Origin of the sequence: Streptomyces sp. JL2001 (assembly GCF_050917515.1) — a bacterium.
Taxonomy (GTDB): domain Bacteria; phylum Actinomycetota; class Actinomycetes; order Streptomycetales; family Streptomycetaceae; genus Streptomyces.
This window is the reverse complement of record NZ_CP169421.1, coordinates 5,171,417-5,185,354: the sequence shown is the minus strand read 5'-3', so window position 1 is coordinate 5,185,354 and position 13,938 is coordinate 5,171,417. Positions and strand designations below refer to the sequence as shown.

12 protein-coding genes and 2 tRNA genes are annotated in these 13,938 nt (G+C 72.4%); 4 read left to right on the top strand and 10 right to left on the bottom strand.

What is annotated here, in order from left to right:
- Positions 1–205: 205 nt before the first annotated feature.
- The 3 genes from ACE1OA_RS23080 to leuS form a co-directional block, all read right to left on the bottom strand.
- On the bottom strand, positions 206–1,051 hold the full coding sequence (locus ACE1OA_RS23080) for a DegV family protein (protein ID WP_432753299.1): 846 nt from the start codon (positions 1,049–1,051) through the stop codon (positions 206–208).
- 201 nt (positions 1,052–1,252) lie between these two features.
- A complete protein-coding gene (locus ACE1OA_RS23075; RefSeq protein WP_384870522.1) occupies positions 1,253–2,029 on the bottom strand; it encodes a hypothetical protein in 777 nt (258 codons plus the stop codon).
- 126 nt (positions 2,030–2,155) lie between these two features.
- Positions 2,156–5,020, bottom strand: coding sequence for a leucine--tRNA ligase (gene leuS / locus ACE1OA_RS23070; protein WP_384870524.1), 2,865 nt, complete (start codon positions 5,018–5,020; stop codon positions 2,156–2,158).
- A gap of 381 nt (positions 5,021–5,401) precedes the next feature.
- Here leuS and ACE1OA_RS23065 point away from each other — a divergent pair, with 381 nt between their 5' ends.
- The gene (locus ACE1OA_RS23065) at positions 5,402–6,571 is read left to right on the top strand and encodes a hypothetical protein (protein ID WP_356598713.1); all 1,170 of its coding nucleotides are present in this window, start codon (positions 5,402–5,404) and stop codon (positions 6,569–6,571) included.
- A complete protein-coding gene (locus ACE1OA_RS23060; RefSeq protein ID WP_356598715.1) occupies positions 6,568–8,145 on the top strand; it encodes an NADH-ubiquinone oxidoreductase-F iron-sulfur binding region domain-containing protein in 1,578 nt (525 codons plus the stop codon). The genes ACE1OA_RS23065 and ACE1OA_RS23060 overlap by 4 nt, the downstream gene beginning before the upstream one ends.
- Positions 8,146–8,209: 64 nt before the next feature.
- Here the strand turns inward: ACE1OA_RS23060 and ACE1OA_RS23055 are convergent.
- Positions 8,210–8,282, bottom strand: a tRNA-Ala gene (locus ACE1OA_RS23055).
- Between the two features lie 203 nt (positions 8,283–8,485).
- Between ACE1OA_RS23055 and ACE1OA_RS23050 the strand changes: the two genes are divergently transcribed.
- A complete protein-coding gene (locus ACE1OA_RS23050) occupies positions 8,486–9,712 on the top strand; it encodes a glycosyltransferase 87 family protein (protein ID WP_432753298.1) in 1,227 nt (408 codons plus the stop codon).
- Here the strand turns inward: ACE1OA_RS23050 and ACE1OA_RS23045 are convergent.
- The 3 genes from ACE1OA_RS23045 to ACE1OA_RS23035 form a co-directional block, all read right to left on the bottom strand.
- Entirely contained in the window at positions 9,691–9,924 is a 234-nt protein-coding gene (locus ACE1OA_RS23045; protein ID WP_147977981.1) for a hypothetical protein, read from the bottom strand. The genes ACE1OA_RS23050 and ACE1OA_RS23045 overlap by 22 nt on opposite strands.
- A gap of 3 nt (positions 9,925–9,927) precedes the next feature.
- Positions 9,928–10,119 carry a hypothetical protein gene (locus ACE1OA_RS23040; protein WP_356598719.1) on the bottom strand — a complete coding sequence of 64 codons (192 nt, stop codon included), beginning with the start codon at positions 10,117–10,119 and terminating at the stop codon, positions 9,928–9,930.
- Between the two features lie 72 nt (positions 10,120–10,191).
- Positions 10,192–11,631: an MFS transporter gene (locus ACE1OA_RS23035; RefSeq protein WP_356598721.1), complete on the bottom strand. Its 1,440-nt coding sequence runs from the start codon at positions 11,629–11,631 to the stop codon at positions 10,192–10,194.
- 102 nt (positions 11,632–11,733) lie between these two features.
- Between ACE1OA_RS23035 and ACE1OA_RS23030 the strand changes: the two genes are divergently transcribed.
- The gene (locus ACE1OA_RS23030; RefSeq protein WP_356773823.1) at positions 11,734–12,660 is read left to right on the top strand and encodes a helix-turn-helix transcriptional regulator; all 927 of its coding nucleotides are present in this window, start codon (positions 11,734–11,736) and stop codon (positions 12,658–12,660) included.
- A gap of 3 nt (positions 12,661–12,663) precedes the next feature.
- Here ACE1OA_RS23030 and ACE1OA_RS23025 read toward each other — a convergent pair.
- The 3 genes from ACE1OA_RS23025 to rsfS all read right to left on the bottom strand — a co-directional run bounded on the left by ACE1OA_RS23025 (position 12,664) and on the right by rsfS (position 13,908).
- A tRNA-Ala gene (locus ACE1OA_RS23025) sits at positions 12,664–12,736 on the bottom strand.
- Between the two features lie 84 nt (positions 12,737–12,820).
- The gene (locus ACE1OA_RS23020) at positions 12,821–13,474 is read right to left on the bottom strand and encodes a histidine phosphatase family protein (protein WP_356599171.1); all 654 of its coding nucleotides are present in this window, start codon (positions 13,472–13,474) and stop codon (positions 12,821–12,823) included.
- Complete coding sequence (gene rsfS / locus ACE1OA_RS23015; RefSeq protein WP_147977985.1) at positions 13,471–13,908, bottom strand: ribosome silencing factor; 438 nt, start codon at positions 13,906–13,908, stop codon at positions 13,471–13,473. Before rsfS ends, ACE1OA_RS23020 begins: the two co-directional genes overlap by 4 nt.
- Positions 13,909–13,938 lie beyond the last annotated feature (30 nt).

The following is a 13,938-nucleotide window of genomic DNA, read 5'->3' as shown; positions in this document are numbered from 1 at the left end:
GGATCGTGCCGAGACGCCTCGATATCCGTGGATGAAGGCCCGGTTGTGGAAAATTCCCTCACTCACACGAGGGACAGACGGCGCCACCCGGCGCCCGGCCGCCAGCCCCGAAGCAAGACTCCGGGGCCTCACACAGCCGGTGCCCGCGACGCATCCCGCTGCCCGCCACCGCAGAGCCTCTCGCCGGCCCGGGCACCCACCCCGTTCAGCGTGGCGAGACGACGACCGCGAGCAGCCCCGGCCCCGTGTGCGCCCCGATCACCGCGCCCACCTCGCTGACCTGCAGCTCCTTCATGCCGGGCAGGCGCTCCCGCAGCCGGTCGGCCAGCGCCGCGGCACGCTCGGGCGCGGAGAGATGGTGCACGGCGACGTCCACCGGCCCGGAAGCCGCCCGCTCCACGGCGATCTCCTCCAAGCGGGCGATGGCCTTCGACGCGGTCCGCACCTTCTCCCGGAGTTCGATCCGGCCGCCGTCCAGCTCCAGCAGCGGCTTGACCGCCAGCGCGGAGCCGAGCAGCGCCTGCGCGGCTCCGATGCGTCCGCCGCGGCGGAGGTAGTCCAGCGTGTCGACGTAGAAGAAGGCGGAGGTCCCGGCGGCGCGCTTCTCCGCCGCGGCCACCGCTTCGTCGAGCGAACCGCCCGCGTCGACGACCTCGGCCGCGGCGAGCGCGCAGAAGCCGAGCGCCATCCCCACCATGCGCGTGTCCACGACCCGCACGGGCACGGGCGCGTCCTTGGCCGCCAGCACGGCGGCGTCGTACGTCCCGGAGAACTCCGCGGACAGGTGGAGCGAGACGACCCCCTTCGCGCCGGCCTCGGCCGCCGCGCGATAGGTCGCCGCGAAGACCTCGGGGCTCGGCCGGGAGGTGGTCACCGGCCGGCGCTTCTGCAGCGCCTGCGCCAGCGAACGGGCCGAGATCTCGGTCCCTTCCTCATGGGCCTGGTCGTCGACGACGACGGTCAGCGGTACCGCTGTGATGGCGTGCCGCTCCATCGTCTGGGGTGGCAGGTAGGCCGTGGAATCGGTGACGATCGCGACATGCCGGGACATGAGCGGGAGGTTACCCGCAGGAGCCGGTCGACGGCAGCCCGGGCCCCGTCCACGGGCCGTCCGCGTCGCCCCGCCGGACACTCCGCCCCCACGCGCACCACGACCGACGTGCCGGGCGCACCCCGCCCCCGCGGCGCGGGCGCGCCGTGCGGCCGCTCACCCCGTCTGCCTCGGACGACGTCGACACCGCGCCACCCGACGTCAGTTGGTGGTCTCCGGCCGGGGAGCCTTCTCCCACGGGAAGCCCGTGACCCTCGGGTCGCGTGCCGTGATGGCCTGCGGCGGCTGCTGCCCCTGGGCGGGACCTTCGGGCGTCCCGCCCGCGTCCTGGGCCGCCCCGTCCGCCGGCCACACCTGCTCGTGCCCGGCTCCCGCGGCAGGGTCCGCCTCGGGCCAGGAGAAGTCCGCCTGCTGCGAGCCCGGGGTGTCGTCGACGGTCGACCAGTGGCGCAGTGCGCCCGCCTCCACGTCGATCTGGGCACTGAGCGAGGACAGGTCGTCCTCCGCGAACTTCCGCGCCCGGTCCCGGGCGGCCCAGCGCAGCGACTCGGCGGAGTGCGTGATCCGCTCCGTGCGCTCGCGCAGCTCACCGAGCGCGCCGGCCACCCTGGCCCGGTCCGGCTCCCGCTCCAGCCGCTTCAGGTCCTCGTCAAGCTCCCGCCCGTGGCCGCTGAGCCGCTGGAACAGGAGCAGGGACTCCTGGAGGGAGGCGTCCTCGGGCGCGGCCGCCTGGAGCGCGTCCTGCGTGGCGCGCATCGACGTACGCAGGGAGAGCCGCAGTTGGGCCAGCTCGCCCGCGACCCCGCCCTGCCCGTAGCTCTTGGCGCGCAGCGTGGTGTCCTCGACCGTGCGCTTGGCCTGGGTGAGAGTGCGGTCGACGCCGCGCTTGGCCGCCTTGGCCACCTTGACGGTCGCGTACACCCCCAGCGCCACGAAGGCGAAGAAGAGCAGCGCCATGATCACAATCGCGGCTTCCATGTGCGCCCCTCCGGCGTCCGTCGGTTTCCCTCGGTTGTCGCTTCCTCCACCGTAAACGGAAAGGGCAGGCCGGGGGTTCCATCGGAACCCCCAACCTGCCCGTAGGGGAAAACCCCGGTGCCGCGATCAGGCGACGATGTTGACCAGCTTCGGTGCGCGGACGATCACCTTGCGGATCTCCGCGCCGCCCAGGGCGGCGACCACGTGCGCGTCGGCCAGCGCCAACGCCTCCAGCTCCGCGTCGGTGATGGACGGGGAGACCTCCAGGCGGGCCTTGACCTTGCCCTTGATCTGCACGACGCAGGTCACGGTCTCGTCCACGACGTAGGCCGGGTCCGCGACCGGGAAGTCCCGGTGGACGACCGAGCCGGTGTGGCCCAGCTTGCGCCACAGCTCCTCGGCGATGTGCGGGGCCAGCGGGGCGACCAGCAGCACCAGCTGCTCGGCGACCGACCGGGAGAGCGCGCCGCCCGACTTCGTCAGGTGGTTGTTCAGCTCGGTGATCTTGGCGATGGCGGTGTTGAAGCGCATCGCCGCCATGTCCTGCCCGACCCCGTCGATCGCCTTGTGCAGCGCGCGCAGGGTCTCCTCGTCGGGCGCGGTGTCGACGACCGTGACCTCGCCGGTCGACTCGTCGACGATGTTGCGCCACAGGCGCTGCAGCAGGCGGTACTGGCCGACCACCGCGCGCGTGTCCCAGGGGCGGGAGACGTCCAGCGGGCCCATCGCCATCTCGTACAGGCGCAGGGTGTCGGCGCCGTACTCGGCGCAGATCTCGTCGGGCGTGACGGCGTTCTTCAGGGACTTGCCCATCTTGCCCAGGACGCGGCTGACCTTCTCGCCCTCGTGGAAGAAGGCGCCGTCGCGCTCCTCGACCTCGGCCGCCGGCACGGCGATGCCGCGCGCGTCCCGGTAGACGAAGGCCTGGATCATGCCCTGGTTGTACAGCTTGTGGAACGGCTCGGCCGAGGAGATGTGGCCCAGGTCGAACAGCATCTTGGACCAGAAGCGCGCGTACAGCAGGTGCAGCACCGCGTGCTCGGCGCCGCCGACGTACAGGTCGACGCCACCGGTGGGCATGCCCTCGCGCGGCCCCATCCAGTACTGCTCGATGGCCGGGTCGACCAGCTTCTCGGAGTTGTTCGGGTCCAGGTAGCGCAGCTCGTACCAGCAGGAGCCGGCCCAGTTGGGCATGGTGTTGGTCTCGCGGCGGTACTTCCTGGGGCCGTCGCCCAGGTCCAGGGTGACGTTGACCCAGTCCTCGTTGCGGGACAGCGGGGTCTCCGGCTGGGTGTCCGCGTCGTCCGGGTCGAAGGTGCGCGGCGAGTAGTCCTCGACCTCCGGCAGCTCCAGCGGCAGCATCGACTCGGGCAGCGAGTGCGCCACGCCGTCCTCGTCGTAAACGATCGGGAAGGGCTCGCCCCAGTAGCGCTGGCGGCTGAACAGCCAGTCGCGCAGGCGGAAGTTGACGGTGCCCTCGCCGATGCCGCGGTCGGCCAGCCAGGCGGTGATCCGCGCCTTGGCGTCGACCACGCCCAGTCCGTCCAGAGCCACGTCCTCGTTCGAGGAGTTGACCAGCTTCGCCTCGTAGGAGGAGAAGGCGTCGTCCCAGGTCGCCGGGTCGGTGCCGCGGTCGTCGTTGGGCTCCACGACGCAGCGCATCGGCAGCTCGAAGGCGCGCGCGAAGGCGAAGTCACGGGAGTCGTGGGCCGGGACGGCCATGATCGCGCCGGTGCCGTAGCCCATCAGGACGTAGTCGGCGATGAAGACGGGGACCTGCTCGCCGCTGACCGGGTTGGTCGCGTACGCGCCGGTGAAGACGCCGGTCTTGTCCTTGGCCTCGGCCTGCCGCTCGACGTCGGACTTGGAGGCGGCCTGCTTGCGGTACGCGTCGACGGCCTCGGCCGGGGTGGCGTGACCGCCGGTCCACACGTCGTGGGTGCCCTCGGGCCACGCGGCCGGGACGATCTTCTCGACCAGGTCGTGCTCCGGCGCCAGGACCATGTAGGTGGCGCCGAACAGGGTGTCCTGGCGGGTGGTGAAGACGGTGATCGCGCCGGTGTCGCCGACCTGGAAGTCGACGCGGGCGCCCTCGGAGCGGCCGATCCAGTTGCGCTGCTGCAGCTTGATGGCCTCGGGCCAGTCCAGCGCGTCCAGGTCGTCCAGCAGGCGGTCCGCGTAGGCGGTGATCCGCATGTTCCACTGGCGCAGCTTGGACTTGAAGACGGGGAAGTTGCCGCGCTCGGAGCGGCCGTCGGCGGTGACCTCCTCGTTGGCCAGCACCGTGCCCAGTCCGGGGCACCAGTTCACGGGCGCGTCGGAGGCGTAGGCCAGGCGGTACTCGCTCAGCACGTCGGCGCGCTCGGCGGCGGTCAGCCCGCTCCACGCACGCGTGCCGGGGACCTCACGGGTGCCGTTCTCGAACTGCTCGACCAGCTCGGCGATCGGACGGGCCTTCCGGGCCTCGTCGTCGTACCAGGAGTTGAAGATCTGCAGGAAGATCCACTGCGTCCACTTGTAGTACTCCGGGTCGATCGTGGCGAACGACCGGCGCTTGTCGTGGCCCAGGCCCAGCCGGCGCAGCTGGACCTTCATGTTCTCCATGTTGGCCTCGGTGGACACGCGCGGGTGCGTGCCCGTCTGCACGGCGTACTGCTCGGCGGGCAGGCCGAAGGCGTCGAAGCCCAGGGTGTGCAGGACGTTGTGCCCGGACATGCGCGCGTGGCGGGCGTAGACGTCGGTGGCGATGTAGCCCAGCGGGTGGCCGACGTGCAGGCCCGCACCCGAGGGGTACGGGAACATGTCCATGATGAACTTCTTGGGCCGGGCGGCGATCTCGGGGTCGCCCGCCAGGTCACCGGTGGGGTTGGGCGCCTCGTAGGTTCCCTCGGCGTCCCAGAAGTCCTGCCAGCGTGCCTCGATGTCGGCGGCCATCGCCGCCGTATAACGATGCGGGGCCGCCGTCTCGGCAGCCGAATTCATCTCGCTCATGATCCTTGAAGCTCCATCGATCGTCTCTGCCCACTGCCACGAAATGAAAAATCCCCTCGCACAGGAGGGGACGCCGCGCCGATTCCGACCGGAACTCTCATCCGTCGGGACTGATCAGCGCGGCTCGCTAAGCAGAAGGCGTACGGCACGCATGGCGTCAGGGTACCGCAGGGCCCGCGCAGGCCGCACCGACGTTCCACACCGTGGCCGGGTCGTCCGGGCCGCCCGGGTTACTCCGCGTATCGCCCTTATCCGGGGCAACCCCAGAGTCAGTTGCCGTTCGCACGCCCTGTAAACGCTGCAAACCATCTACCGGTCGGTATGCAGCGACTTAGCATGCGGCAACGGGACCGCTTATCCGCACCATTCGGAGTCGCCCCCATGAACCCTCATCGCAAGATCCGTTCGTCGCCCGCCCAGCGCCCCGGTATGAGCCGGCCGGTGCAGGGCGGGCTGTCTGTCGCGGCGCTGGTCGTCCTGCCGCTGCTCGCCGTCGGAGGCAGCGACAGCTTCCGGGCCGCGCTCGACTTCACCACCGGCGTCCTGTCGCTGGTCTCCCTGACCGCGTCGGTGGCCTGGGGCCTGACCGCCACCGACCGGCTGCTGCTCTCCACCCGCCACCGGCTGCTGGCCCAGGGCATCCACCGCGCGACGGCCACCGCCTCGCTCGGCTTCCTGCTGCTGCACGCCACCGTGAAGGTCTCGCTCGGTCACGTGGAGGCGATCGGCGCTTTCGTCCCCTTCGGTCTCGGCGTCGCCGGGACCGGCGGTCTCATCGGTCTCGGTTCGCTCGCCGGGCTGCTGATGGTGATCGCCGCCGCGACCGGCGCGCTGCGCAGCACCCTGGCGGGCCGCGGCCGCTTCGCCGCCCGCTGGCGGCCCCTGCACATGCTGGCGTACCCGGCCTGGTGCTTCGCCCTGATGCACGGCCTGTACACGGGCCGGCCGGCGGCCACCTGGGTCGTCACCATGTACTGCCTGGCGCTGGCCTCCGTCGGCGCGGCCGTCTCGCTGCGCCTGCTGCCCGCCCCGACCCAGCGTGCGCTGGTCGAGCGGCTCGCCGGCCTCCTCGCGTCGGTGGAGGGCCGCCCGCGCGTGGCCGAGGCCCCCAGCGGCCCTCCCGTCCGGCCGGAACGGGAGCAGAGCCTGCGCGAGGAGCCGCCCACGCTGTCCGCCGAGTGGCTGGATCGACCTGTTTCTCAGCCGTTTTTGAACACAGCCGTCTCTCCTCCCGTACCGCAGTTGTACGAGGCGGTTTCCGCGCCGCCGGTGGCCCCGGCTGCCCCGGTCCCCCCTGCCGGTGCCGGCTTCTCGGCCGCGTACCGCGCAGTGTCGCGGGCCACCACCCCGGCGCCGGACACCGCCTCGTACCCGACCGACCCCGGCGTCCCGTACGCCGAGCGCATACCCATGACCGAGGAGCTCCCCGTCATCCCCGATCCCACGCCCCGCCCCGGCTACTGGCCCGCTCCGTCGCCGCCTATGCCGACGTACTCCAGCCCGCCTCCGGCGGGTGAACCCTGGAACGCACCCGCAGGAGACCGCCCGTGAACGTCCCGCTCCCCGATGTCCCCGAGGTCCGCGTGGTCGGTCTGCCACAGCTCACCCAGGGCTTCGACCTGGTCGAGCGGCTGGGACTCGACATGCACCTGAAGGTGCACGGGCCGCTGGAGCCGATGGGCGGTGACCAGCTCGCGCAGCTCGCCGACGACATATCCCTGACCGGGCGCGGGGGCGCCGCCTTTCCGTTCGGGCGCAAGCTGAGGGCCGTCGGCAAGGCGGCGATCCGCCGCGGGGTACGCCCCGTGGTGGTGGTCAACGGCAGCGAGGGCGAGCCCGCCTGCCGCAAGGACACGGTGCTGCTGAACCGGGCCCCGCACCTGATCCTGGACGGGGCGCTGCTGGCGGCCGAGGCGCTGGGCGCCCGGACGCTGATCGTCGCCGTCACCCGCAACTCCACGGAGATCTCCATCCGCTCCGCCCTGGCGGAGCGCGGCCTCTCCGACCGGCGCGGCCAGGCGCTGCGCGCGCGGGTCGTCCGCACCCCCGAGCGGATGGTCTCCGGCGAGGCCTCGTCGGTCATCCGGGCGGCGTCCGGCGGCCCGGCCCTGCCGGCGGGGCGCCGGGAGCGCGCCGCGGAGTCGGGCGTCGGCGGCGCGCCGACGCTGCTGTCGAACGCCGAGACGTTCGCGCAGCTGGCCATCGCCGCGCGGATCGGCCCGCGCCGCTACGGCCACAGCGGGCTCGACAGCGAGCCCGGCACGGTCATGCTGACGATCTCCGGGGCGGTCGCGCGCCCGATGGTGGTCGAGGTCCCGACGGGTGTCCCGCTGCGCTACGTGCTGCAGCTGGCCGGCGCCCCGCCGCTCCCCCAGGGCGTCCTCACCGGCGGCTACCACGGCAACTGGATCGACTCGGTCGCCGTTCACAACGCCACCGTCTCGCGCGCGTCGCTGTCCGCCGTCGGCGGCGCCCTGGGGGCCGGTGCGATCCTGCCCATCGGCCCGGAGACCTGCCCGCTCGGCGAGTCCCTGCGCGTCGCCAACTGGCTGGCGGCGGAGACGGCCGGCCAGTGCGGGCCCTGCCGCCTGGGCCTGCCCGCCGCGGCCGGCGGCCTGTCGGACCTGCTGAACGGTGGCGGCCCGGCCGCACTGGAGGCCCTGCGGGAGGTCACGCAGGCGGTGAAGGGCCGCGGAGCGTGCAAGCACCCGGACGGCTCGGCCCGCTTCTTCAACTCGACGCTCTCGGCGTTCACCGACGATCTGGCCGCCCACGTCCTCGACGGCGGCTGCGGCCGGCCGACGATCGGGGTGCTGCCCCTGCCGGCGCCCGGCTACCAGGACGCGGAGGAGTCGATTCCGAGCGGTGAGAAGCTCGCCGTCGACTGGACGCTGTGCCAGGGCCACGGGCTGTGCGCGGACATCGTGCCGGAACTGATCAGACTGGGCCCGGACGGCTACCCGGCGCTCGCCGACGCGTCGGTGCCGATGCACCTGCGCGGCCGCGCCCAGCGGGCCGTACGCCGCTGCCCGGCGCTCGCGCTGCGCGTGGAGGCGGCCCCGGCCGAGCGCCCCGCCCTGCCGCCGGGCACCGGCCGCAAGGCGCTGGGGAGCGGCAAGGGCTGAGCCGCCGGCCCGGAACACGAAGAAGCGGGTCATCCGATTCGGATGACCCGCTTCTTCTTCACTGTGGAGCTAAGGAGAATTGAACTCCTGACCTCCTGCATGCCATGCAGGCGCTCTACCAACTGAGCTATAGCCCCTTGCTGTCCGCCGCCCCGTTCCGGGTTTCCCCCGCGGCGACAGACAGAACATTAACCGGCCTCCCGGGGGAACTACAAATCGTTTCCCGGGGCCCTCGGGGTGTCCGGTCCGCCGGGCCCCGTCGGGCGGCGCCGCCCGGGGCCGCGGGCCCGGGAGGATCGCCCGGACGGGACCCGGGGGGCGGCGGGTAGGGTCCCCCTCTGTGACCGCGTCCGTCCTCACCCGAACCCGTGCCCGTCGGTGGCCCCTCGCCACCGCCGCGGCGGTGTGCCTGTTCTCCTTCGCCGCCTTCTGGGTGGCCCAGCGCCTGGCCCACGTGAACATGCTCGACGTGATGGTCTACCGGGCCGAGGGGGAGACGGTCCGGGCGGGCGGCGACCTCTACGCGATGCGCGCCACCTCGGCGAACCTCGCCATGACCTATCCGCCGTTCGCCGGCCTGCTGTTCGTCCCGTTGACGCTGGTCGGCGTCCCGCTGATGCGGACCCTGACGACCGCGGGAAACCTCCTGCTGGTGGTCGCGCTGGTCCAGCTCTCGCTGCGACTGGTCCGGCCGTCCCTGTCGCGGACGGCCCTGTGGCGGGCGACGTTCCTGGTGGCCGCGGTCGTGGTCTGGTCGGAGCCGGTGTGGACGACGCTGCGGTACGGGCAGATCAACCTGCTCATCGCGGTCGCCGTGCTGTGGGACTTCACCCGGCGTGAGGGCAGCCGCTGGGCCGGGCTCGGGATCGGGCTCGCCACTGCGGTGAAGCTCACACCGGGTCTCTTCGTGGTCCTCCTGCTCGTCGCCGGCTTCCTGCGATGGCGCGGCGAGCGCGGCTGGAACCAGTGGCTCCGCACGGGGGTCACGGCGACCGGCGCCTTCCTCGGGATCACGCTGGCCAGCGCGCTGGCCCTGCCGCACGACGCGAAGCGGTTCTGGACCGAGACGCTCTTCGAGACGGGCCGGGTCGGTTTCGCCGAGGAGACCGCGAACCAGTCGCTGCGCGGGGTTCTGGCCCGGCTGATGCACACCGACGATCCGGGCATGTGGTGGGCGGCGACCGCGGCGGTCCTGGGCGCCGTGGCGATGACGCTCGCGGTCCGGGCGGCGCTGCGCGGGGACACGGCGCTGGCCGTGGTGGTCTGCGCGGTCACCGCCCTTATGATCAGCCCCATCTCCTGGTCCCACCACTGGGTGTGGTGCGTCCCGCTGCTGATCCTGCTGGTGGACCGGCGTGCGCTGATACGGCCCGGGTGGACGGTGCCCGCGGTGGCGCTGGTGTTCGCGTCGTTCGCGCTGTGGTGGGTGCCGCACGACCCCGGTCGCCCCGAACTCGACCAGACCGCCGGCCAGATGCTGCTGTCGGGGGTCTACCCGCTGACCATGACGGCGCTCCTCGTGGGCTACGGCCTGGCGTGGTGGCGTCAGGCCGTCGCGAAGGAGTAGAAGCGCTTGAGGGTGCAGTGCTCCTCCAGGAGCCGGCCGTAGATCGGCTCGCCCTCCAGCTCGCGGTAGGTCTCGATCGGGTCGCCTTTTATGATCAGCGCCCGTGCGCACTCCTCGCACCAGTACTGGTACTCGGTGTTGATCGGGTCCATGTCCCGGACGATGGGCGTACCGCTGCCGCACCAGTCGCACTTCCGCCTGTGTGCACCCATCACTCAGCTCCAGCTGTGGCCGCAGGACGTGCACACGAAGGACTCTCCGCCGTCGTCGCCGAGCACGTGGGCGATCCGGGCCGACCCGCAGGCGGGACAGCCGAGCAGGGCCTGCGCACCTTCGGCCCCGGTACGGTCCTCGACGGGATCTGCGACGGCATGGGCCTCGGAATCCTCGGCACCGCTCGCGGCCAACGCACACTCCCTCCCGTCCGGACCCTCGTCCCCCTCCGGCCGTCCCGATTCTGCCATGGCCCCGCAAGGGGGTCAGCGGGCTCGGCGGACCAGGGCCGTCGACGCGCCCAAGATCGAAGCCGCGGCCAGCGCGAGGGCGCACACCCAGAGCGCGTCGGCGGAGGCATGCGCCCCCGGCGTATGCACGCGCCCGAGGAAGAGCGTGCCGAAGGTCGCGACGCCGATCAACTGCCCGAGCTGGGTCACGGTGGCGAGCAGACCGCTGGCGTCGGCCGCGTCCTCCGGGGCCACGGCGGCCAGGGCCCCCGTCAGGGCCGGGCTGAACGCCAGCGCGAGCCCGGCGCCCATGGCGCCCAGGGAGAGGTGGAGCCCCCAGCCTCCCTCGGCACCACCGCCGAGGGAGGCCCCCAGGCCCAGCGCGGCGGCCGCGGCGAGCAGGAAGCCGCCGGTGACCAGGAAGCGCTGCCCCCATGCCGGCCAGCGCCGCCAGGTGAGCCCCACCACGCCGAAGACCACGGCGGCCGGCGCGAAGGTGAGACCGGCCCGCAGCGCGCTGTGTCCCAGGCCGCCCTGGAGGTGCAGGGTGAGAGTGAAGAGGAACCCGGCGTTGACCGCCATCGCCGCGGCGATCCGGACGACGGCCCGGCCCATGCCGGGCAGGCGGAGGACGCGCGGGGCGACGAGCGGGGCGCCGCCGCGCCGGGCCAGCCTCGACTCGTGGCCGAGGAAGACCGCGAGGACGGCCCCGGAGGCCCCGAGGGAGAGCCAGGACCACAGCGGCCAGTCCTGCTCCTGACCGAGGACCAGCGGGACCGTGAGCAGCGTCACGGCGGCGGCGAGCAGGAGCAGCCCGGGCAGGTCGAGGGAGCGGGCGCGCGGGCGCCCGGCGGCGGCGTGGGTGTCGCGGGGCAGCACCCTGGCGCCCAGGACCAGCAGCACCAGCCCGATGGGCACGTTGACCAGGAAGACCGGCCGCCAGCTCGTGCCGAACAGGTCGGCGCTGACCAGGATGCCGCCGAGCACCTGCCCGGCCGCGGCGCCGGTGGCCAGGACCGCGGCGTAGGCGCCGAGGGCGCGCACCCGGCCCTCGCCGGTGAAGTTCCGCTGGATGAGGCTGAGCACCTGCGGGATCATCAGGGCCGCCGCCGCGCCCTGGACGAGCCGGAAGCCGATCAACTGGCCGGTTCCCGCGGCCAGTCCGCAGGCGAGCGAGGCGGCGGTGAAGAGGGCGAGCCCGCCGAGGTACGTCCTGCGGTGGCCGAGCAGGGCGCCGAGACGCGCCCCGGTGATGAGCAACACCGCGTAGGAGATGGTGTATCCGGCGATGACGAGCTGGAGTCCGGCTCCGGAGGCGGAGAGTTCGCCGCGGATCGTGGGCGCGGCGACGTTGACGATGAAGACGTCGAGCAGGGCCATGAACTGGGCGGCGAGCACCACACCGAGCAGCAGCCCGGGTCGTCTGTCGGTGCCACCGTCTTTACTGAGTACGGGACGTGTCGTGGTCGTCGTCATGCCGAGAAGCCTGAAGGCACCGCGATACGGGTAACGAGAGCCCGCTGATGCTGGTACTGGCAGCACCTGGCAACGGCGGCACGGGGACTCGACCATGGGGGTGTGACGACTTTGACAGCACCGGCACGGCATCACCGCAGGCCCGAACTCGCGGCCTTCCTGCGCAGCCGCAGGGCCCGTGTGACCCCCGAGGACGTCGGCATGCCGCCGGGGCTCCGCCGCCGCACGCCCGGCCTGCGCCGTGAGGAGGTCGCCCAGCTCTCCGGCGTCGGCGTCACCTGGTACACCTGGCTGGAGCAGGGCCGCCCGATCAACGCCTCGGCGCAGGTGCTCGACGCGGTGGCCCGTACGCTCCGGCTGGACCGGCCCGAGCGCGAACACCTCTACCACCTGGCCGAGGTGCCGTACGCCCCCGACCGCTCCCCCGAGGACGTCGAGGTCGTCAGCCCCGAGATCCAGGGCATCCTCGACGCCCTGGTCCCGCACCCCGCGGTCGTCTACAACAGCCGGTACGACGTACTGGCGACCAACTCCACGTACGACGCGCTGTTCCTGCCGGACGGCCGCGACCCGCTGGGCAACCCCCTCGGCGTCCGCAACGTGCTGTGGACGCTCTTCACCATCCCCGAGCCGGCCTGCCCGGTGGTCGACAAACGGGTCGAACTCCCCGTGATGGTGGCCCAGATGCGCGGGGCCTACGGCCGTCACGTCGGCGAGCCGGCCTGGGAGACGTTCGTCCGGCTGCTCTCGGAGGCCAGTCCGGACTTCGCCCGGCTCTGGCGCAGCGGCGACGTCGTCCCGCCCGGGACCCGGGTGAAGACCTTCCGCCACGACCTCGTGGGCGAGGTCAGGATGACGTCGGTCTCCCTGTCGATCAACGGGATGCCGGAGTGCCGCATCGTCACGTACACCCCGAACGACGAGGAGAGCCGCCACGCGATCGAGATCCTGCGGGCCGCGAAGGAGGGAACGGCCGGGGACGTGGGGAAACGACGAATCCCGCCCCCTGATGGGGACGGGATTCGGTGACTGTGGAGCTAAGGAGAATTGAACTCCTGACCTCCTGCATGCCATGCAGGCGCTCTACCAACTGAGCTATAGCCCCTCGTGTTCTTCGCGCTCCGCGCTGCGAACAAGAAGAACTCTAGCCTGTGACCTGCCGGAAAGTGAAATCCGGGGTGGGCGGGGCTCAGTCGTCGTCGCCGAGCACCGGTTCGGGCAGCGTGCCGGCGTTGTGCTCCAGGAGCCGCCAGCCACGGGCGCCCTCGCCGAGGACGGACCAGCAGCAGTTGGAGAGGCCACCCAGGCCCTCCCAGTGATGGGCCTCCAGACCCAGCAGCCGGCCGATGGTGGTGCGGATCGTGCCGCCGTGGCTCACCACGACGAGCGTGCCGCCCTCCGGCAGCTTGTCCGCGTGCTCCAGGACCACCGGAGCGGCACGGTCGGCGACCTCGGTCTCCAGCTCCCCGCCGCCCCGGCGCACGGGCTCACCCCGCTTCCAGGCGGCGTACTGCTCCCCGTGGCGTGTCACGATCTCTTCGTGGGTCAGCCCCTGCCACTCCCCCGCGTACGTCTCGCGCAGGGCGGAGTCGTACGCGACGGTGTGGCCGGTGAGGGAGGCGAGCTCCCCGGCGGTGGCGGCCGCGCGCTGCAGGTCCGAGGCGATGATCGCGTCCGGCTTCAGCGAGGCCAGCAGCCGGGCGGACCTGCGGGCCTGGGCCACGCCGGTCTCGGTCAGCTCGATGTCCGTGGAGCCCTGGAAGCGGCGCTCCAGGTTCCAGGAGGTCTGGCCGTGCCGCCACAGGACGATCCGGCGGCCCGTGCCGCCCTTGGTGCCGTTCAGCTCAGCTCACCGTCCGCTCCGTCGGCACCGGTGAGGCGGGCGTGCTCCTCGGCCTTGCCGCGGGTCTTCAGGGCGTCCTCGGGCAGCGGGAGCTCGGGGCAGTCCTTCCAGAGCCGCTCCAGGGCGTAGAAGACGCGCTCCTCGCTGTGCTGGACGTGGACGACGATGTCGACGTAATCCAGGAGGATCCAGCGGGCGTCGCGGTCGCCCTCGCGGCGCACCGGCTTGGCGCCGAGCTCCTTGTTCAGGCGCTCCTCGATCTCGTCGACGATCGACTTGACCTGGCGGTCGTTGGGCGCGGAGGCGAGCAGGAAGGCGTCGGTGATCGACAGCACATCACTGACGTCGTACGCGATGATGTCGTGCGCGAGCCGGTCGGCCGCCGCCTGGGCGGCGGCGTTGACGAGCTCGATGGAGCGATCCGTAGCGGTCACAAGCAGGCTTTCGTCGGCGGTCTGAGTCAC